Source organism: Bradyrhizobium sp. AUGA SZCCT0182 (assembly GCF_018130185.1).
Taxonomy (GTDB): Bacteria; Pseudomonadota; Alphaproteobacteria; order Rhizobiales; family Xanthobacteraceae; genus Bradyrhizobium.
In genome coordinates this window covers 1-19105 of the sequence record NZ_JAFCLY010000032.1, presented here as the reverse complement: position 1 = coordinate 19105, position 19105 = coordinate 1, and the positions used below count along the sequence as shown (strand labels likewise).

The window sequence follows — 19105 nt, the reverse complement described above, 5'->3', positions numbered from 1 at the left end:
GCTAAATGCATTGAATCGTCGTCACGATGGAGACACCGGATGCCAGGCAATCGCAACGTCCTGTATCTCATCATCAGTGTGCTGGTCGTTGCCGTCGGCGTGCTCGGCTATAATCTCTATCAGGCCAAGAAACAGCCCGAGGGCGTGCAGATCAATCTCGGCCCCGACGGGTTGAAGATCCAGAGCAAGTGAGGGAGGTCAATTTGGCAATCACGAAGGCCGTGACGGCCGCGGCTCTTGCACTTCCCGCCGGCCTTGCCCTGTGCCTGCTCGCCTCACCGGCCGCCGCGCAGCAGGTCGTCCCCAATGAGCGCAACATCTTGGATCTGCGGCTGGGTCAGCGCATCCTTGTCGACGACGGAACATGCCCGGCTGGACAGATCAAGGAAGTCTCGGGCTCGCAGATGACGACGTCGGGCGTGCTGCGCGTCCGCAAATGCATTGCGCGCCTGGGGACGAAGCAGAGGCGGTAGGGCGTGCACTCATTAAACCGCGATAGTCGCTATCTCAGGTAGGCGAGCCTGCCTTCGCGCGAATGGCCATCGACCGCTTGAAAAGCGCGTTGGCATCGGCGTAGCGGCTCTGATACTTGTAGAGACGGGCCAGGTTTTCCAGGACATCCGCGAGGTCCGGATGGTTCGGGCCGACCGTCTTTTCGAAGGTGGCCACCGACCGCTTGTAAAGCCGCTCGGCGTCGGCGTTACGGCCCTGTCGCCCATAAACAGCGGCAAGATTGTTCAGCGCCTGCGCAACATCAAGATGGTCGCGACCGAACGCTTTCTCGGTCACGGCTATCGACCGCTTGAGCAGCCGCTCGGCATCGGCATAACGATGCCGGTTGGTGTAAACATCGGCCAGGTTATTCATCAAAACCGTGGCGTTCGGATCGCTCGGACCGTGCGCCCTCTGGAGAACGGCCAGCCCGCGCTTGAACAGCCGCTCGGCCTGGTCGTATCGACCCTGATTGCTATAGAGAGCGGCCAGGTTGCTCAGCGCCAGCACGATGTCCGGATCGTCAGGACCGACCGTTTTCTCACGAATGGCGATCGACCGCTTGAGGAGCGGCTCCGCCTCGGCAAAACGCTCTGTCGTGCGGTAGAGTTCGCCGAGATTATTCAGCACGCTTGCGACTTCGGCATGGTCCGGACCGAGTGTCTTCTCCTTGATAGCCAATGAGCGCTTGTACAGTGGCTCGGCAACGGCGTATTGACCCAGATTGTAGTGGATCGTGCCCAGGTCATTCAGCGGCATCGCGACCATTGCATCATCGGTACCAAACTCCTTCTCGCGAATGGCCAGCAACTGCTGGGCCAGCGGAAGCGCTGCCGCGTACTTTCCGACCCGATAAAGTTCCTTGGATTCCTGGTTGAGACGGCTTGCCTCATCCTGCTCGGCGTAGGATGGCACGATGACTGACAGGCTCAGGGCCAGCGCGGTGACCGCAATGCGGATAGATGCTTTCATGGCCTTCATCACATATGCCTCCGTCGCGGTTCTTCCGCGACATACGCGCCTTTTGTGTCTTCAGAGGCCAGAGAGGTTCATACTGACGGGTCACCGCGCAGTTGTCGCCATACTGAAACCGACGACGGCAACAGGAGCACGGGCCTGCTTTCAGGCTATTGCGTTTGCACGCCTCGCCGTCCAGCGAAGCTTGAATCAGGAAATTGTAAGCGACTTGTTTACGTGGCAGCGGCTCGGTTGAAAGACTTGAGAACGAAGAAGGCGCCCGCGCCGTAGACGACTGCATTCACAACCCACGCAACAGCGACGCCCCAGGCAGACTCCCTACTATTCCCCAGAAAACGATCGCTGCGGTCAGGCCTGCAAGTCCTAAGCCTGACCAGCCGCTTGCGCTTGGTATAGCCAGAAGTACCGACGAGATAACCGCGCCGATCACCATTGCGATGATAAGCTTCTTCTTCATTCAGACGCCCAGCAATCCGGAAACAATTGCAACGAAGAAAATTGATGCAAGCCCGAGTACCATGCCTATGGCGACCTTCACCGTAGGCCCGTCGATTTTCTTATCGAGCCAGGTGCCCACCTTCATGAACACGGAATGTGCCCCCGCCCACAGGAGGTCTTTTATGAATTCGGACAGCAACATGTCACTTAGTCGCGCCGACCCTGCCGGGGTTCAACTGCCGCCGTCTCAAGCATTCTTGTTGCAAGTTCCCAAACGCGGCGACATCGATTCGCGCCGTCTCGCCAGCCCGTTGAGGCCTACCAGCTGCCGTATTTGCCGACGATGCCACGCCAAACGGCGTCACGCTCGCGAGCAAATGATTCCTTTCCGACAGTGGCGTTCTTGGCCACGGCGGTGATCACCATCACGAGTTTAAGCTCGGGGTCGACAAAGATCGACTGGCCGTAAACGCCCAGCAAGCCAAACCTTCGCTTCTCGCCGGGGTAAAGCCAGAACTGATAGCCGTATCCGAAATACGGCGTGGCCTTTCCCGGCGTGAACGCCTTGGGTTGCCGGTGCCAGTCGGTCGCATCCAGCAGATAGTCTTTCGGCACGATCTGCTTGCCGCCGACCGCGCCATCATTGGCCAGCAGCATTCCGAGGCGTCCGTAGTCGCGCAGGGTCGCATTGAAACTGCCCGAGCCGGCTTCGGTGCCGTCGGTGGTCCGCACCCACGTCGCATCGGCCTCTGCGCCCATCGGCTGCCACAGCCGCGCGGTCAGATATTCGCTGAGCGTGGTGCCGGTCACCGCGCGAAGCAGCACGGCCAGGATGACGGTCTCGCTGGAGGCATAGTGAAAGCGCGCGCCCTGCACCGCTTCGCGCGTCTGGAATTGGCGTAGCGCTGATATCGAGCCCTCGCGGTTACGGGCAATCGTGAACCGCGTCAGATCATCATTGCCGTCGTAGGCTTCCTTGAACTGCACGCCGGACGACATTCGCAGAACATGGCGTATGGTGGTCTCGCCATAGGGACTGCCCGCAAGCTTTGGCACGTATTTCGAAACCAGATCGTCCAACGAACCGATCCTGCCTTCGGCAAGCGCCATCCCGACGGCAAGGCTGACGATGGATTTCGCCATCGAATGCGAAACGAAGCGATCCGCCGGTTTTCGATCGTATTGGTAGCGCTCGAACAGGATGGTGCGGTCCTTGATGACAAGCAATCCGGTGACGCGCTGGTGGCTGAGAAAATCGTCTAGCGTCCAGCTCTGGTTTTCGAACCGGTAGCCGAGCTTTGCATCGCCGCCGGCAGCGGCAAGCGGCAGCGGAGACACCGCTTTGCTCAGCCTATTGTGCGGCAGTATCTCGTCGAGATGGCTGAACGATCCGACCCGCACGCCTTCATCGAAGAACCAGCTGGCGCGGGTGCCGAGCGGGTAATTCCTGGCCTTGCCCAGCAGTTCCTCATCAGGTGCGGCAAAGGCAGGACTTGCCAGCACCACGAGAAGGCATGACAGCAGAATTCGTCCCGGCTGCATCGACTGGCTCACGCGCGCGGGTGAACGCAATCGCGTGCATCCCGGGAATTATCGAACAACCATTGCCTTACAATCGCTGCCACCGATCTGGCAACGGCCTCGATTGCTGGGTCAGGTACCGGGGATGGGTGTCAGAAGCTCGCGCTCGGATATTAGTTCGACGACGGCTCGAACATGCATTGCAGCGTCGGCTTGGCGATCTTGGTGAAGGTCGGGCCGATTTCGGACTGCTTCGACGCCGGCACCCAGGCGGTCTCGATCGTGGGCACGCCGGTCTCGCTGATGCCACGCAGCAACGCTTCGCGCAGGTCGTTGTCCTCGACGGTCGCGGCTGCATGATCGTGCAAGCAAGTGCAAACGGTTTCCGGATGCGCCCAGCGTCCCACCATGTGGGGTGCGCACTGCCGTACGAACTCACCGCGGGGATCGGGGAGCTTGAACATCGAGCCGATCGGCCCCTGCTGGAACCGCATCTGCGCCGTTAACTGGGTTTGGGCCTGGGCTGAAGCGCCCAGCAGGCAGGAAACCAAAATCGCAGCGGCACCAAAACGTACAAACATACTGAGCCTTTACCGGCAAATTCTCTTGCGAGCTGTTAGCTGCGCTTAGTTGACAGCTGCGACAACGATCGACTGCGGAGCCGAGGTCGTCACCGGCGCGCCGTTGTAGGAGAAGGTGCCGATGCCGGGCAAGCCCTGATCCGAGGAACCAGCGATCGAGGGACCGGCAAGGATGAAGGCGAAGGCGAGGATGAAGCTGATGGTCCGCATTTGACTGTCTCCGGTTTGGGTGCCGGCGTCCCCGCCGTTTCGTTGGCAGAGTGATAACCAACGGCTGTTTCCGGATATCTGCGCCAGAAGCGGAAAATGGTTTCATCGCGGGGGTGAATTGTTTCGTCGGCCCGCCGGGACGAAACATTGGCGAGAAAAATCCAATGATTTCAATATAGTGATCAATGGCTGGACAGAGGTACAGGTCACCTGAGAGCCGGGACCATTCTACTTTGCATGGGGTTGTTTTCGCGATTTTGAGTCTGGGCCCTGCCGCGCACCGCCGAAGAGAGGCGAAACTGCCTCACTCGCTGTCGACGGCGCTCAAATCGGGTGCGGGTGTCACCACCGGCGAACCGCAATAGGTGAACGTCCCTACCCCAGGCACGTCGCGATCAGCGCTGCCGGCCAGCGACGGGCCGGTCAGGACGACAACCAGGGCAATTATGCAGCTGAGGGCGCGCATCTGACGTCTCCATTCACCATCTGGAGATGAGACGCCCATTGCTGTCGGCCGGTTCGACACGCCGTCGCAAGTTCTTCATCCAAATTTCTTAATCATTGTCTGGTGAATAGGCCGCAGCGCAGCAAACTCAGCTGTGAACCGAAGCGTGGGTCCGACCGACTCAAGCAAACACCCGTGCAACTTTTCTTGTTGGTTCGGCGTTGTTCTCGTTCATCATCCAACAAAGGATAGCCGTCGTGGGCAATGGCAACATCAGTGTTGGCAATCAATCCTCGCCCCGCAAATCCGGCCAGCAACAGATGGCTGGTGCGATGTCGCAGCAAGGCGCACCGGTCATGGGCGACAATCAGTGCTCGCCACAAAAATTCGTGCGGCTGGTCGGCTGCCACGAGCCCAAGGCCAGGGGCCCTGAAAACAAGGACTGCTCAGAGGTCCGCCCACATCCCAATCCGGTGAAACGGTAAGCTCCGGGATAGCTGCCTAGCCCGGACCACTAATGGACGAACTCGCCACATTTCTGCACCGCGGCGTCGGCGGCTCCCCAGGGCATGATCGGCACCGAGGACGTCGAGTTCTTCGGTGACCCCTCGATCAGCCGGTCCGAATATACCATGTAGACCAGCACGTTCCGCTTGGGGTCGCAGCCGCGGACAATCTGCATTTTCTTGAAGAACAGCGAACGGCGCTGGCGAAACATGTCGTCGCCCTGGGACATCTTACCCTTGAACCGGATCGGCCCGATCTGGCGGCAAGCCAGTGAAATATCTGAAACTTCCTCGGCAAGCCCGAGCCAGCCCTTGTAACCGCCCTTCTCCGGTACCGTAAAATGGCAGGCCACTCCGTCGACCTCGGGATCGTCGACGCCGTAGGTCGCAAGCTTGTCATTTGGGCTCAGCCATTTGAACACGGTAGAGCGGCGAAAAATCAGGTCCGGCTCGTCGGCGGCAAAGGCCGGGCCGGCATGCCACACCACCGCGGCCAACACCGCCAACGACACGCCCAAGGCCAGATTTCTCCATGACTTGTCACACTTACCGATGGCCTTGAATGTCATTTCTATCTCCGCCTGAAGGACCCACCGGTTATGTAATGTGCAAATGCCGCACAGGAAGGCTGAGGAACGGAGCGGGGGAGCTCGCGTTTAACGGAATGTGAGGCTTTTTTGCTACGCTTGCGGCGAAAAGCGCGGGTTTAGAGGGCTTAAGCTGGTGAACGCTTTTCGCGTCTGCAACAACAAATGATCATCGGAACATCGGATTCGAACGATCTGGACTCAGGGAATTTGGGCGTGAGCGGGCATCGGCTTTTTGGGTTGAATAGTACGAGCGTAAGCAGTGCGAACCAGCGATTTTGGCAAATAGCTATTCTGGTTGCCGCAGGCACCATCGGCGCCTCCTCCCATGCCGACGCCGCCCTGTATTATTGGCAGGATTCCGACCCCAGCTTCTACCGGCCGGCACCGTCAGCCCAGCCGCGCAAGCAGCGCGCCCGCAAGCCCTCGAAGGCTATGATGGCCGCCGAAAAGGAAATCAGCGCCAAGCCGCAGGGCCCCCTGATCATCGCGATCTCGATCAACCAGCAAAAGGTCAGGGTCTACGACGCCAACGGAATCTTCGCGGAAAGTCCGGTGTCGACTGGCACGAAAAGCCATCCGACCCCGATGGGCGTGTTCAGCATCATCCAGAAGCACAAGATGCACCACTCCAACATCTACAGCGGCGCGCCGATGCCCTTTATGCAGCGCATCACCTGGTCGGGTGTCGCGATGCATGCCGGCGCCCTGCCCGGCTATCCGGCGTCGCACGGCTGCATCCGTTTGCCGATGGCCTTTGCCGCGAAGATGTGGAACTGGACCAAGATGGGCGCGCGGGTCATCGTCACGCCCGGCGAAATGACGCCTTCGAGTTTCTCGCACCCGCTATTGGTGGCGCAGAAGGTCGTGGCGCAACCTGTGGCCGCCGACGAGCCGATGTCGGACGCGCCGGCGGTGAAATCGGACAAGGGCGCGGACGCTGGATCGGCAATCAAGCCCGCGCAGTCCGAAGCGAGCCTGGAATTGCGTTCGACCGTCGGTCACGGCAGCCCCGATCGGACGCCGTTGCGCGAACGAACCCACACTGCAGATGCCAGCGGAGCCATGCCGGCGGCCAATGCCGCTACGATGTCCGATGCTTCGTCCTCGGCGAGCAGACTGCCGGTGTCCGGCGATGCTGCGAAGTCCGAGCCGGTGAAATCGGACGCTGAGGCAGAGCCCGCCAAGAGCGCCGACACCGCGTCCACCGACAGGAAGCCGGCCGAAGTGACATCGTCCGAGTCCAAACCGTCGGATGCTGCAACGGCCGAGGTCAAATCGGTTGAGACCGGCGACACGACCAAGAGCGAAATCTCCGCCAGCGACACCCCGGTCGAGGCCAAATCGGCTGACGTGAAACCGGATGAGGCGAAGTCGGACGAGGTGAAAACCGGGACGCTCAAGGCGGACGCGCCCAAGGTCGATACAACGAAAACTGAAGCACCAAAGGCAGCGGGGAAACCGGCAGAGCCCGTCAAGGCGATCGCCGATGCACCTGCCGTCGCGCGCGATGTGAAGAAGGATCCGTCGCGCCTGCCAGGCGTCGAGAAGGCCGCGGCGAAGCCGGAACCGAAGCGCACCGGGCAGATCGCAGTGTTTGTTAGCCGCAAGGATGGCAAGCTTTACGTGCGGCAGAATTTCACGCCGCTGTTCGACGTGCCCGTGACGATCGCGCCAAGCGAGCGGATGCTGGGCACGCATGTGTTCACGGCGGAAGTCGACAAGAACGATCCCAATCTCCTGCGCTGGTCGGTGGTGTCACTGCCGGTGACCGCCCGCAACGCGGCCCTCAAGGAAGAAGACGAGCGCGCCTCGCGGCGGCGCAAGGTCGCCGGCGGAGCCCCGGCCGAGGCCAAGCCGGCACCGGCGTCGAACAGCCCGGCCGAAGCACTGGACCGCATCAGCGTGCCACCGGAAGCGATGGCGCGCATCACCGAGGCCCTGACGACGGGCGGCTCGATCGTGGTGTCCGATCACGGCATCAATACAGGCGAAACCGGCGAAGGCACCGACTTCATCGTTCCCTTGCGCTAACTCGCCATAACAGCTTGTTGAGCGGCGCCGGTTCACCGGCTCTGCTATGCTTTGCGCCGATGAATTTCGCGCGAGGCCGTCCATGATCGACCGCAGAACCATGATGACGGCAACGCTGGCCGCCATTGCGGGCATCGGCTCGGCCCGGATCGCCAACGCGCAGGCCGGCATGAGCCGGATCACTGCCTACGCGTTTTCGTTTGGCGGATTGGCCGGCGGCGATATCAGGCTTTCGGAATATGCCGGCCGTCCGCTCCTGATCGTCAACACCGCCTCGCTTTGTGGCTTCACGCCGCAATATAAGGGGCTGCAGGAATTGTGGACGCAGTTCAGCGACCGCGGCCTGATGATCGTCGGCGTTCCCTCCAACGATTTCGGCGGCCAGGAACCCGGCGGCGCGACCGAAATCGCAGCGACCGCACAGCACCATTACGGCGTGACCTTCCCGATATCGGCCAAGGCCATCGTCAAAGGGCCGAATGCGCATCCGTTCTACAAATGGGCAGCAGAAGCACGGCCAAAGGATGTTCCGCGCTGGAACTTTCACAAATATCTAATCGGCCGCGACGGCTATATCGCCGAAGTCTTCCCGGAATCCGTCGACCCCTCGGATACGCGGGTGAAGACCGCGATTGCGCGGTCGCTCGCACAAGGTGTTTCCGAACGAAGCGGCTAACGGGTCGCTTGCGGGCAATGCGTGGAAACAGCGGGAATAATCCCCTGAATTAACCGGTTCGGCGACAAATCGGCGGCCCTGTGTGACCGCCGTTGCCTTGGCGAGGCCGCTGCAACTAGGCTATTGTGCGTTGGGGCGGGAAGCGGCCGGACGACGGCAAAGCCGGCATCGGACGCGGGATCATTTAAGGAAAACAAGATGCGTATTGCGGCAGGGTTGATCTTTGCAGGCGCGGTTTCGTTGTTGACCTCGAGCGCGGCCTGGTCGCAGACGCCGCCAGCCAAGGGCGCCGCTGCGCCCCCGGCGGCCGCTCCAGCACCCGCTGCCGCAGCGCCTCAGGCAGCTCCTGCCCCAAAGGCCGCGGCCGCTCCGGCCCGGCCTCCTTGCACCAACCCGAACGCACTCGGCGTCGGCCGCACCGTCGAGATCGACACGACAGGCGGCCCCGGCTTCGGCTTCGAGCATTTCAAGGATCTGGATTTCCTGCGCGACAAGGAAGTCGTCTTGACGTTCGACGACGGCCCGTGGCCGGTGAATACGCCCTCGGTGCTGAAGACGCTCGCCGAGGAATGCACCACCGGCATCTTCTTCCCGATCGGCAAGCACGCCACCTATTATCCGGAAATTCTCAAGCAGGTCTACGCGGCCGGCCACGCGGTCGGTTCGCACACCTGGTCGCACGCCGCCCTGGTCAACAAGAAGCTAAGCGAGGATCAGCGCAAGGAAGAGATTGAGAAAGGTTTTAGCGCCGTCAAGTGGGCATTGGGCGGCACCTCGCCGGCGCCGTTCTTCCGCTTTCCGGCGCTGCAGCACCCGCCGGAAATCGTCACCTATCTCGGCACGCGCAACATCGCGATTTTCTCCTGCGATCTCGACTCCTTCGATTTCAAGGCAAGCAAGCCGGAGAAAATCATCGAGACGGTGATGCGCAAGGTCGACAAGCTCGGCAAGGGCATCATCCTGATGCACGACTTCCAGAAACACACCGCGGAAGCCCTGCCCGAGCTCCTGAAGAAGCTGAAGGCTGGCGGCTACAAGGTGGTGGCGATGCGCGCCAAGGCGCCAATACAGACCCTCCCGCAATTTGACGAGAGTCTACTGAAAGAGGCCAAACTGCCGACCGTAAGCTCCCGCCCGGTTTCCAGCGTCGTGCAGACGATCTCGGAATAATCGGCTTCGACTCGGCGACAAGTCCATGCCGGCGCTGCGCATCGAAGGCTACGTTATCGTCTCGGCGGACGGCATGCTGGCGAACGCCAGCAATGTCATGCCTGACGATTTGAAATTCGAGGGCGACAAGCAGTTCTTCTCGGCCGCCCTCGACCGCGCCGACCTGATCCTGCACGGCCGCAATTCCTTCGAAGACCAGCCGAACTCGCCGCGGCGCAAGCGGCTGATCCTGACGCGAAAGGTTCGCACGATTGCGCCCGATCCATCCAATGCCAACGCCACGCTGTGGAATCCGGCTGGCGCCTCCTTTGAGGCCGTCTGCGAGCAGACCGGAATACGCGCCGGCACGGTCGCCGTGATCGGCGGCCCCTACGTGTTCGGCATGTTCATGGACCTCTACGACGTGTTCTGGCTGTCACAGGCCCCGCACGTACGGCTGCCGGACGGCGAGCCCTGCTTCCCCGGGGTGCCCGCGCGCTCGCCGCAGCAGGTGTTGGCGTCGCACGGATTACGCGCCGGACAACCGCAAATACTCGACCCGGCGGCTGACGTCACCGTCACGCCGTGGCGGCGGACCTGAACACACGTCCGCCGCTCTAGTCTAGACGTCGTAGGCAGGTTCCGACGACCGCGGCCCGCGGCCGTAGCCCGCGATCATGAACAGGGCACCGACGATCGACAGATTCTTCAACGCATCGATCAGCGTCTTGGCGTTCTCGGGCGAGGCTTGATTCCAGAAATCGTGGAAATAGAAGGTGGCGGTCAGCACGAAGAAGATCAAAAGGATCGCAAAGAACCGCGCGCCGAAATTAACCGCGATCATCAGCCCGGCGATGATCTCGAACCCGCCAATCGAAAGCGCCAGCAATTGCGGCGTCGGCATGCCCGTGATGGTTTCGAGCTGCGAGGTATAGGGCGCGAGCAGCGTGGGAATGGTCACCTTGGACGCGATAAAATCCGCCGTCTGCTGGATGCCGAAGAGCTTGGTCGCTCCCGTGTAGATGAAGAGCACGGCGAACAAAACTCGCCCGAAGGTAAAGAACGCTGGCATGGGTCGGCCTCACTGGATGGCAATGCAATGTCACAAGCGGTCGCGCAAGGCGATTATGAGCGTTTCGCCCCTGCTTTTCAAACGATCAAATCGAAACCATCCGCGTTAGAACCCGTCGACATCAACTAGCCGAACAGAGTCGGTTGCGCACGGCCGGCACGCTCCTGGGCCTCGACGGCGGCAACCGCCGTCATGTTGAGAATGCCGCGCGCGGTCACCCCCGGGGTAAGGATATGCGCCGGGCGCGCCGGGCCGATAAGGATCGGCCCTACCGGCAGCGCATCCGCCAGCGTCTTGATCATCTGGTAGGCGACGTTGGCGGTATCGAGATTCGGCATGATCAGGATGTTGGCATCGCCTTCCAGCTTCGAATGCGGCAGCACGAGCTTGCGCGCAGCCGCCGATAGCGCGGTATCGCCCTGCATTTCACCATCTGCCTCGATCTCAGGGTGCTTTGCCTGCAGCAATGCGGTGGCGAGACGCATCTTGCGCGACGACTCGGTATCATAGCTGCCAAAGTCCGAATGTGACACGAAGGCAACGCGGGGCTTCATGTTGAAGCGCTGCACGTGGATCGCCGCCAGCGACGCCACCTCGGCCAATTCCTCGGCGCTCGGATTGGGCCTCACCTGCGTGTCGGCTATGAAATAGGAGCCCTTGCTGGTGATCATCATCGACAATGCCGCAAAATCGCTGACGCCCGGCAGGAAGCCGACGATTTCCCGGACATGGCGCAGATGGCTCATATAGCGGCCCTCGACGCCGCAGATCATGGCGTCGGCCTCGCCGCGAACCACCGCCAGTGCTGCGATGACGGTGGCGTTGGTGCGAACCACGGTGCGCGCGGCCTCAGGCGTGACGCCGCGCCTTCCGGCGACATCGATATAGGTCTGGACGTAGGAGCGGTAGCGCGGATCGTCCTCAGGATTGACGAGGTCGAAGTCCTGCCCGGCCTTGATCGAAAGCCCGAACCGCTTGATCCGGGCTTCGACCACCGAAGGCCGCCCGACCAGGATCGGCCGCGCCAGTTTCTCTTCGAGCACGACCTGGGTGGCGCGAAGCACGCGCTCATCCTCGCCCTCGGCGTAGATCACCCGCACCGGCTGGGACTTCGCCTTGGCGAATACCGGCTTCATGACGAGGCCGGAGCGGAACGCAAAGCGCTCCAACAGCATGGTGTACTCGTCGAAATTCTTGATTGGCCGTGTCGCCACGCCGGAATCCATTGCGGCCTTGGCGACCGCCGGCGCGATGCGCAGGATCAGGCGCGGATCGAACGGGCTCGGGATCAGCGAGCCCGGTCCAAAGCCCTGGGTTTCGCTGCTGTCAAAGCCCTGCGCCACTGCGTCCGACGGCGGATCGCGGGCGAGCTGTGCGATCGCGTCCACCGCGGCGTGCTTCATTTCCTCGTTGATGCCGGTGGCGCCGACGTCGAGCGCGCCGCGGAAGATGAACGGGAAGCACAGGACGTTGTTGACCTGGTTCGGAAAGTCGCTTCGCCCGGTGCAGATCATCGCGTCGGGGCGGGCTTTGCGTGCTTCGTCCGGCATGATTTCCGGATTCGGATTGGCCAGCGCCATGACCAGCGGCTGATCCGCCATCGCCTTGACCATTTCCGGCTTCAGCACGTTGGGCGCGGATAGGCCGAGGAAAATATCGGCGCCGCCGATCACGTCGGCGAGCACGCGCGCGCTGGTCTTCTGCGCATAAACCGCCTTCCAGCGGTCCATCAGCGTGTTGCGGCCCTCGTGCACGACGCCGTCGATATCGCAGACCCAGATGTTCTTGTGTTGCGCGCCGAGCGACACCAGAAGATTGAGGCAGGCGATCGCGGCTGCACCGGCGCCTGAGCAAACGATCTTGACGTCGGCGAGCTTCTTGCCGTTCAGCAGCAGCGCGTTGGTGATCGCCGCAGCGACGATGATGGCGGTGCCATGCTGGTCGTCGTGAAACACCGGGATCTTCATGCGCGCCTTGAGCTGCGCCTCGATCTCAAAGCACTCCGGACCCTTGATGTCTTCCAGGTTGATGCCGCCGAAGGTCGGCTCCAGCGCCGCCACCGTCTCGACCACGCGTTCGATGGTGTCGGCGGCGATCTCGATGTCGAACACATCGATCCCGGCGAATTTCTTGAACAGGACCGCCTTGCCTTCCATGACAGGCTTGGACGCCAGCGGGCCGATATTGCCGAGGCCGAGCACGGCCGTCCCGTTGGAGACCACGGCCACCAGATTGGCGCGGGCGGTCAGGCTCGCCGCTTCAGCCGGATTGTTGGCGATTTCGGTACAGGCGGCCGCGACGCCCGGCGAATAGGCCAGTGCCAGGTCGCGCTGGTTGGCGAGCGGCTTGGTGGCCTGAATTTCCAGTTTACCGGGCCGCGGCAGCCGATGGTACGCCAGTGCCGCGGAATGGAGATCTTCAGAATAAGACGACATGCATACTCCCGCGTTTCCGGTCCCGATCTTTTGTTTCTTCGCCACGTCCGGACGAGGTCAGTTTGCCGGCAGATTGAGCCGGATGTGAAGCACGCGCAACCGCTTGGATGCAACAGCTGATGGCGCCCCCATCAACAGGGCGCAGGGGCTGGCGGATCGACGCAAACGATCGAACCCGGTACCATGACCCCTCCCCATCCCCGGTCATTCGACCGACAACGGCAAATTGCCCTCCGCCCAACCGGCAACCGGAGCTGCCCGAATGGTAAAGGTTCTGAGCGGCCTGGTTGCCGCAATCGTGATCGCGGTGGGAGGTTTCTTCGGCTTTCAGTTCTATACCCAGCATCGGATAGCCAGCGAGGTCGACGCCGCGCTTGAACAGATTCGCGCGGCGGGAGGCAAGGCGAGCCGCGGCAAGGTCTCGTTCGACCTGCTGAGCCGTACGGTCACGATCGCCGAGATCGCGGCTCAATCGGCGGCGCAACACCCGACCAGCGTCAAGATCGGCAGCCTCACGGCCTCTGGCGTCAGCCAGCCGGACGCGGCGCGCTTCTCCGCCGAGAACATCGACATCACCGATGTCGAGGTCGGCGCGGCCATGGCCCCGCAGGCGGCTCTGAGCCTCGCCTACAAGGTGCCGCGGATCATTGTGAAGGACTATTCCGGCCCCGCCAGCCTCCAGCGGCTGCCGGCTTCGTCGTCTTTTGCCGACGTCTACCGGTCCGTACTCGAGCAGTTCGCAGGCGTCACGACGGCGTCGATCACGGCCCCCAGCCTGACCGGAACCATCAACTCCGGCCTTGCCACGCCGGGCGGTGGCGAGGTCGCGTATACGGGCCTTGCGATGCAGGACATCAAGGACGGCAAGGTCGCCAGCGCCAAGATCGACGGTGCGGTGTTCACCGTCAACGCCCAAGGCGCGGGGGGCAAGCCCGACAAGCTCACCGGCAACCTCGCCAATATCGCGGGCTACGACATCGACAGCCGCGCGGTGGCCGCGATGTTCGATCCGCAGAAGGCCAGCGACGACCAATATTACCGCGCCTACCGCCAGATCACGACGGGGCCCTATGTCGTCACCTCCGCGCAAGGCCTCAACATGCGGATCGATGGCATCACGATCGATGATCTGGGCTTGCGGCCCTCGCGCATGCAAGTGCCGGATCTGCTGGCGATGATACCTGCGCCCGGCGCCGCGCCGCCAACGCCGGCGCAGGCGCGCGCGCTGATCGAGAAGGTGGCCAAGCTGTACGAGGGCATGCGGATCGGCAATGCCGAGATGCGCGGGTTCTCGGTGGAGACCCCGCAGGGCCCCATCAAGCTGTCAACGATGCGGCTCGATCTGGACAATGGCAAGGTCAACGAATTCGCGATCGAAGGCGTCGATGGCCGCGCTCCCGAAGGGCCGGTCAAGCTTGGTCGCTTTGCCCTCAAATCCCTCGACGTCGCCAATCTGCTGCGGTTGTCGGCGCAGTTCGCCGGTTCGCCGCCGCCGCCCGACAAGGCGCTCGACATGATTCCGCTGATCGGGGGCGCTGAACTCAGGGGACTGGTGGCCCCCTTCAAGAACACCGGCAAGCAGGTCAGCATCGAACAGTTCAGCCTGGACTGGGGGCAGTTTGTCGGCCCGATCCCGACCAAGGTCCGCATGACCACCAGGATGACGACGCCTCTCGACGCCTCCGATCCAATGCTGAAGGCGCTGATCGCGGCTGGCCTCGACAAGGCAGTCATCGATAATGACGTCGGCGCTGTTTGGACGGAGGCGACGAAGACGTTCGCACTTGAGCCGGTGTCGCTCGAACTGGGCGGGCTCCTCAAGGCAAATGCGCGGCTGTCGCTCACCAACGTGCCTCGCGGGGTGTTCACGCTCAACCCGGTGCAGGCGGCGGCAATGGCCGAGCAGATCGAGGCCGGCCCGCTCGAGTTCGTGCTGCGCGACACCGGCGCGGTCGACATCGCGGTTGCCCAATATGCCCGCCTTCAGGACGTGAGCCGCGAGGCGGCGCGGAGCGCTATCGTCGACATGATCCGGTCGGCCCGCGAACCGGCCGCGGGCTATCCCGACGTGCTCGCGGCGCTGGACGCCGTCGCTCGCTTTGTCGAGACGCCGCGGCAAACGTTGAATGTCAAACTCACGCCGCGCGGCAAGCTGCCGCTCCAGCAGCTCAACCAGCACATGAACGCCGACCCGTTGCTGGCGCTGGCGCAATTCCGGATCGAGGCTTCGACGGGACTCTAACCCTGCGCTAGCCCTTGTCCGGCAGATTGAGCCGGATGTGCAGTTCGCGCAGCTGCTTGATCGCGACATCGGACGGCGCGCCCATCAGCAGGTCGACGGCCTGCTGGTTCATCGGGAACAGCGAGATTTCGCGCAGGTTCGTGGTGCCGCAGAGCAGCATCACGATGCGATCGACGCCGGCCGCCATGCCGCCGTGCGGCGGGGCGCCGTACTGGAACGCGCGGTACATGCCGCCGAACCGCTCGACGACGTCCTTCTCGCCATAGCCCGCGATCTCGAACGCCTTCACCATCGCCTCGGGCTTGTGGTTGCGGATGCCGCCGGAGGCGATCTCGTAGCCGTTGCAGACGATGTCGTACTGGAACGCCTTGATGGTCAGCGGGTCCTGCCCGTTGAGCGCATCGAGGCCGCCTTGCGGCATCGAGAACGGGTTGTGCGAGAAGTCGACCTTTTTCTCAGTCTCGTCATACTCATACATCGGGAAGTCGACGATCCAGGCGAGCTCGAACCGGTCCTTGTCTATCAGGTTCAACTCCTCGCCCACTTTCGTGCGCGCCAGGCCTGAAAACTTCCAGAACTTGTCGGGGTCGCCGGCGACGAAGAACGCGGCATCGCCTTCCTTCAGCCCAAGCTGGCCGCGGATTGCGGCGGTGCGTTCCGGTCCGATGTTGTTGGCGAGCGGACCTGCGCCCTCGCCGCCCTCGCGCCACATGATGTAGCCGAGGCCGGGCTGGCCCTCGCCTTGCGCCCAGGAGTTCATCCGGTCGCAGAACGCGCGTGACCCACCGCCGGGTCCGGGGATCGCCCAGACCTGGTTCTTCGGGTCTTCCAGCATCCGCGCGAACACCTTGAAGCCGGAGCCGCGGAAGTGCTCGGAGACATCCTGCATCTCGATCGAATTGCGCAGATCCGGCTTGTCGCTGCCGTATTTCTTCAGGGCTTCGGCGAACGGAATCCGCCGCCAGCCTTTTGTCACCGGCTTGCCTTTTGCAAACTCCTCGAACACGCCGGTAATCACCGGCTCCATCGACGCGAACACGTCTTCCTGCTCGACAAAGCTCATCTCGACGTCGAGCTGATAGAACTCGCCCGGCAGTCGGTCGGCGCGCGGGTCCTCATCGCGAAAACACGGCGCGATCTGGAAGTAGCGGTCGAAGCCCGACATCATCAGGAGCTGCTTGTACTGCTGCGGCGCCTGCGGCAGCGCGTAGAATTTGCCCGGATGAATCCGCGACGGCACCAGGAAGTCGCGCGCGCCTTCGGGCGAGGACGCGGTCAGGATCGGGGTCTGGAATTCGAAGAAGCCCTGCTCCTTCATCCGCTTGCGCATGGAATCGACGATCGCGCCGCGGGTCATGATGTTCTGGTGCAGTTTCTCGCGACGCAGGTCGAGGAAACGGTACTTAAGCCTTATGTCCTCAGGATATTCCTGCTCGCCAGCGACCGGCAGCGGCAGCTCGCCGGCAGGCCCCAGCACTTCGACCGCGCTGACATAGATCTCGATCTTGCCAGTCGGCAATTCGGCATTCACCGTGCCTTCGGGACGATGGCGCACCTTGCCGTCGATCCGCACCACCCACTCCGAGCGGAACTTTTCGACTTCCGCAAACGCCGGCGAGTCCTTGTCGGCCACGCACTGGGTGATGCCGTAATGGTCGCGCAGGTCGATGAACAGCACGCCGCCATGGTCGCGGATGACGTGGCACCAGCCCGAGAGGCGAACGGTTTCGCCGATGTGGCTGTCGCGGAGCGCGCCGCATGTATGTGACCGGTAGCGATGCATGGAAATCCCAAAAAACTGATATTGGAGGTCGAATCGAGGGCCAAGAATCAAGACAAGAATCGGGAACAAGGCCTGCCCGAGCTGCGGCAGGGTTTACCCGACGAGGTCAGGCGCGGCAACCAGTGGCGGCCCCTGTTTTGGCCCAAAAAGCGGCATTTCGAACCTATCGGGCGTGAGCCCTTTGCCTATCCTCCGGGCGCGCCTATCTTTGTGGTCATGACCGTCCATTTCCCGTTCCAGAACACCTATGCGGCGCTGCCGGCGAACTTTTTCGCCCGCGTGGCCCCCACCCCTGTGGCGGCCCCCCGGCTGATCAAGCTGAACCGGGCGCTGGCCGTCCATCTCGGCCTCGATCCGGAGGTGCTTTCCGGCCCTGAGGGCGCCGAGATCCTGGCTGGCAAACGCGTCCCCGACGGCGCCGATCCGATCGCGATGGCCTATGCCGGCCACCAGTTCGGGCATTTCGTGCCGCAGCTCGGCGACGGAAGGGCCATCCTGCTCGGCGAAGTCATCGACGCCGACGGCGTCCGCCGCGACATCCAGCTCAAGGGGAGCGGCCCGACGCCGTTTTCCCGCCGCGGCGACGGCCGCGCCGCGCTCGGCCCGGTGCTGCGCGAATACATCGTCAGCGAAGCGATGTTCGCGCTCGGCATTCCGACGACGCGCTCGCTCGCGGCCGTCATCACCGGCGAGCGCGTGCAGCGCGAGACCATGTTGCCCGGCGCGGTGCTGACCCGCGTCGCCGCGAGCCATATCCGGGTCGGCACCTTCCAGTTCTTCGCCGCACGCGGCGACACCGACGGCGTGCGCCAGCTCGCCGACCACGCGATTGCGCGCCACTATCCGGAGGCCGCCAAGGCTGAGCGCCCCTATCACGCGCTGCTGGAAGGCGTGGTGGCGCGGCAGGCCGAACTGGTGGCGCGCTGGCTTCTGGTCGGCTTCATCCATGGCGTCATGAACACCGACAATTCCTCGATCTCGGGCGAGACCATCGACTACGGCCCGTGCGCGTTCATGGACCATTACGACCCCGCGCAGGTGTTCTCCTCGATCGACGAGATGGGCCGCTACGCCTACGCCAACCAGCCGCAGATCGCGCTGTGGAATTTGACACGGCTCGCCGAATGCCTGCTGCCGCTGTTGTCCGACGACAAGGACAAGGCGATCGAACAGGCGCAATTCATCCTCGGCGAATTCGCCGAACAATTCACCAGCGCCTATCAGGCCGGACTGCGCGCCAAGATCGGCCTGTTCGATCAGCGTGACGGCGACGAGGCGCTGGTGCAGGACCTGCTCGATGCGATGGCCAAGAACCAGGCCGACTTCACCCTCACCTTCCGTCGCCTCGCCGACGCCGCGCTTGATGCCAACGACGACAGCGTCAGGGCCCAGTTCCTCGATCCCGCGGCGTTCGATGAGTGGGCGGCGCGCTGGCGGCAGCGTATTGCTGACGAACCGCAATCGGCGGCGGAACGACATGCCGCGATGCGCAAGGTCAACCCGGCCTTCATCCCGCGCAACCATCGCGTCGAAGCCGTCATTCAGGCCGCTGTCAACAACGACGATTATGCGCCGTTCGAGGAGTTGCTGGGCGTGCTGGCAAGGCCGTTCGAGGACCAGCCGGAGTTTGCCGGCTATGCCGATCCGCCACAGCCGGAGCAGCGCGTGCTGCAGACGTTCTGCGGGACGTAAGGGTGTTGATTCCATAACCGCTTCGACGTCATTCGAGCGAGGCAGCAATTATGTCTCTCGTCGTCCCGGCGAAGGCCGGGACCCATACCGCGTGATCTCTCGATGAAGCCTCGGTAGCAGAGACCATTCGCAAAACTTCTCGCCGGGGTTATGGGTCCCGGCCTTCGCCGGGACGACGTGGACATAGCTTCGCGATCTCGCGACGCATTGCGCCCGAGCTTTGCCAGAAATTCCTTGCCCTCGAAGACAGAGGGCGCAGGGAAG

The 19105-nt window shown here is 62.7% G+C and carries 19 protein-coding genes; 9 read left to right on the top strand and 10 right to left on the bottom strand.

Going from position 1 to position 19105, the window contains the following annotated elements:
- The first annotated feature begins 39 nt into the window (after window positions 1-39).
- Together JQ611_RS28445 and JQ611_RS28440 are read left to right on the top strand one after the other, a co-directional pair.
- Window positions 40-192, top strand: a complete 153-nt coding sequence (locus JQ611_RS28445) for a hypothetical protein (protein ID WP_212262268.1) — start codon at window positions 40-42, stop codon at window positions 190-192.
- A gap of 11 nt (window positions 193-203) precedes the next feature.
- Window positions 204-473 (top strand): DUF6719 family protein, encoded by a 270-nt coding sequence (locus tag JQ611_RS28440; protein ID WP_212262271.1) that lies wholly within the window; start codon window positions 204-206, stop codon window positions 471-473.
- Between the two features lie 34 nt (window positions 474-507).
- Here the strand turns inward: JQ611_RS28440 and JQ611_RS28435 are convergent, their stop codons facing one another.
- From JQ611_RS28435 to JQ611_RS28410, 6 genes are all read right to left on the bottom strand, one after another.
- Window positions 508-1473: a tetratricopeptide repeat protein gene (locus tag JQ611_RS28435; RefSeq protein WP_212467300.1), complete on the bottom strand. Its 966-nt coding sequence runs from the start codon at window positions 1471-1473 to the stop codon at window positions 508-510.
- A gap of 454 nt (window positions 1474-1927) precedes the next feature.
- Window positions 1928-2110: a hypothetical protein gene (locus JQ611_RS28430; protein ID WP_212262279.1), complete on the bottom strand. Its 183-nt coding sequence runs from the start codon at window positions 2108-2110 to the stop codon at window positions 1928-1930.
- 116 nt (window positions 2111-2226) lie between these two features.
- Entirely contained in the window at window positions 2227-3480 is a 1254-nt protein-coding gene (locus tag JQ611_RS28425; RefSeq protein WP_212467299.1) for a serine hydrolase, read from the bottom strand.
- 122 nt (window positions 3481-3602) lie between these two features.
- Window positions 3603-4010, bottom strand: coding sequence for a hypothetical protein (locus tag JQ611_RS28420; RefSeq protein ID WP_212262285.1), 408 nt, complete (start codon window positions 4008-4010; stop codon window positions 3603-3605).
- Between the two features lie 45 nt (window positions 4011-4055).
- Window positions 4056-4220: a hypothetical protein gene (locus tag JQ611_RS28415; RefSeq protein ID WP_192733364.1), complete on the bottom strand. Its 165-nt coding sequence runs from the start codon at window positions 4218-4220 to the stop codon at window positions 4056-4058.
- A 304-nt stretch (window positions 4221-4524) separates the two neighbouring features.
- Window positions 4525-4686, bottom strand: coding sequence for a hypothetical protein (locus tag JQ611_RS28410; protein ID WP_212467298.1), 162 nt, complete (start codon window positions 4684-4686; stop codon window positions 4525-4527).
- 236 nt (window positions 4687-4922) lie between these two features.
- Here JQ611_RS28410 and JQ611_RS28405 point away from each other — a divergent pair, with 236 nt between their 5' ends.
- Window positions 4923-5150, top strand: a complete 228-nt coding sequence (locus JQ611_RS28405) for a hypothetical protein (RefSeq protein WP_312012202.1) — start codon at window positions 4923-4925, stop codon at window positions 5148-5150.
- Window positions 5151-5179: 29 nt separating this feature from the next.
- On the opposite strand, the gene JQ611_RS28400 is transcribed toward JQ611_RS28405, so the two are convergent.
- On the bottom strand, window positions 5180-5740 hold the full coding sequence (locus JQ611_RS28400) for a CreA family protein (protein WP_212392037.1): 561 nt from the start codon (window positions 5738-5740) through the stop codon (window positions 5180-5182).
- A 258-nt stretch (window positions 5741-5998) separates the two neighbouring features.
- Here JQ611_RS28400 and JQ611_RS28395 point away from each other — a divergent pair, with 258 nt between their 5' ends.
- The 4 genes from JQ611_RS28395 (at window position 5999) to JQ611_RS28380 (ending at window position 10218) form a co-directional block, all read left to right on the top strand.
- Entirely contained in the window at window positions 5999-7792 is a 1794-nt protein-coding gene (locus tag JQ611_RS28395; RefSeq protein WP_249133520.1) for a L,D-transpeptidase family protein, read from the top strand.
- Window positions 7793-7874: 82 nt separating this feature from the next.
- A complete protein-coding gene (locus JQ611_RS28390) occupies window positions 7875-8468 on the top strand; it encodes a glutathione peroxidase (protein WP_212262296.1) in 594 nt (197 codons plus the stop codon).
- Between the two features lie 198 nt (window positions 8469-8666).
- Window positions 8667-9638: a polysaccharide deacetylase family protein gene (locus JQ611_RS28385; protein ID WP_212467296.1), complete on the top strand. Its 972-nt coding sequence runs from the start codon at window positions 8667-8669 to the stop codon at window positions 9636-9638.
- A gap of 25 nt (window positions 9639-9663) precedes the next feature.
- Window positions 9664-10218 (top strand): dihydrofolate reductase, encoded by a 555-nt coding sequence (locus JQ611_RS28380; protein ID WP_212392040.1) that lies wholly within the window; start codon window positions 9664-9666, stop codon window positions 10216-10218.
- Window positions 10219-10239: 21 nt separating this feature from the next.
- Here JQ611_RS28380 and JQ611_RS28375 read toward each other — a convergent pair whose 3' ends face one another.
- Window positions 10240-10689 (bottom strand): DoxX family protein, encoded by a 450-nt coding sequence (locus JQ611_RS28375; RefSeq protein ID WP_212262303.1) that lies wholly within the window; start codon window positions 10687-10689, stop codon window positions 10240-10242.
- A 125-nt stretch (window positions 10690-10814) separates the two neighbouring features.
- Entirely contained in the window at window positions 10815-13124 is a 2310-nt protein-coding gene (locus JQ611_RS28370; RefSeq protein WP_212467295.1) for an NADP-dependent malic enzyme, read from the bottom strand.
- Between the two features lie 262 nt (window positions 13125-13386).
- Between JQ611_RS28370 and JQ611_RS28365 the strand changes: the two genes are divergently transcribed.
- Window positions 13387-15366, top strand: a complete 1980-nt coding sequence (locus tag JQ611_RS28365; RefSeq protein ID WP_212467294.1) for a hypothetical protein — start codon at window positions 13387-13389, stop codon at window positions 15364-15366.
- Window positions 15367-15373: 7 nt separating this feature from the next.
- On the opposite strand, the gene aspS is transcribed toward JQ611_RS28365, so the two are convergent.
- Window positions 15374-17149, bottom strand: a complete 1776-nt coding sequence (gene aspS / locus JQ611_RS28360; protein WP_212467293.1) for an aspartate--tRNA ligase — start codon at window positions 17147-17149, stop codon at window positions 15374-15376.
- A gap of 216 nt (window positions 17150-17365) precedes the next feature.
- Here aspS and JQ611_RS28355 point away from each other — a divergent pair, with 216 nt between their 5' ends.
- The gene (locus JQ611_RS28355) at window positions 17366-18841 is read left to right on the top strand and encodes a YdiU family protein (protein ID WP_212467292.1); all 1476 of its coding nucleotides are present in this window, start codon (window positions 17366-17368) and stop codon (window positions 18839-18841) included.
- Window positions 18842-19105: the final 264 nt, after the last annotated feature.

What these genes read in the sequence shown, in the direction of transcription:
- JQ611_RS28445 (WP_212262268.1), top strand. Translation starts at nt 40, where the DNA reads ATGCCAGGCAATCGCAACGTCCTGTATCTCATCATCAGTGTGCTGGTC.
- JQ611_RS28435 (WP_212467300.1), bottom strand. Translation starts at nt 1,473, where the DNA reads ATGAAGGCCATGAAAGCATCTATCCGCATTGCGGTCACCGCGCTGGCC.
- JQ611_RS28430 (WP_212262279.1), bottom strand. Translation starts at nt 2,110, where the DNA reads ATGTTGCTGTCCGAATTCATAAAAGACCTCCTGTGGGCGGGGGCACAT.
- JQ611_RS28420 (WP_212262285.1), bottom strand. Translation starts at nt 4,010, where the DNA reads ATGTTTGTACGTTTTGGTGCCGCTGCGATTTTGGTTTCCTGCCTGCTG.
- JQ611_RS28415 (WP_192733364.1), bottom strand. Translation starts at nt 4,220, where the DNA reads ATGCGGACCATCAGCTTCATCCTCGCCTTCGCCTTCATCCTTGCCGGT.
- JQ611_RS28410 (WP_212467298.1), bottom strand. Translation starts at nt 4,686, where the DNA reads ATGCGCGCCCTCAGCTGCATAATTGCCCTGGTTGTCGTCCTGACCGGC.
- JQ611_RS28400 (WP_212392037.1), bottom strand. Translation starts at nt 5,740, where the DNA reads ATGACATTCAAGGCCATCGGTAAGTGTGACAAGTCATGGAGAAATCTG.
- JQ611_RS28390 (WP_212262296.1), top strand. Translation starts at nt 7,875, where the DNA reads ATGATCGACCGCAGAACCATGATGACGGCAACGCTGGCCGCCATTGCG.
- JQ611_RS28385 (WP_212467296.1), top strand. Translation starts at nt 8,667, where the DNA reads ATGCGTATTGCGGCAGGGTTGATCTTTGCAGGCGCGGTTTCGTTGTTG.
- JQ611_RS28380 (WP_212392040.1), top strand. Translation starts at nt 9,664, where the DNA reads ATGCCGGCGCTGCGCATCGAAGGCTACGTTATCGTCTCGGCGGACGGC.
- JQ611_RS28375 (WP_212262303.1), bottom strand. Translation starts at nt 10,689, where the DNA reads ATGCCAGCGTTCTTTACCTTCGGGCGAGTTTTGTTCGCCGTGCTCTTC.
- JQ611_RS28370 (WP_212467295.1), bottom strand. Translation starts at nt 13,124, where the DNA reads ATGTCGTCTTATTCTGAAGATCTCCATTCCGCGGCACTGGCGTACCAT.
- JQ611_RS28365 (WP_212467294.1), top strand. Translation starts at nt 13,387, where the DNA reads ATGGTAAAGGTTCTGAGCGGCCTGGTTGCCGCAATCGTGATCGCGGTG.
- aspS (WP_212467293.1), bottom strand. Translation starts at nt 17,149, where the DNA reads ATGCATCGCTACCGGTCACATACATGCGGCGCGCTCCGCGACAGCCAC.
- JQ611_RS28355 (WP_212467292.1), top strand. Translation starts at nt 17,366, where the DNA reads ATGACCGTCCATTTCCCGTTCCAGAACACCTATGCGGCGCTGCCGGCG.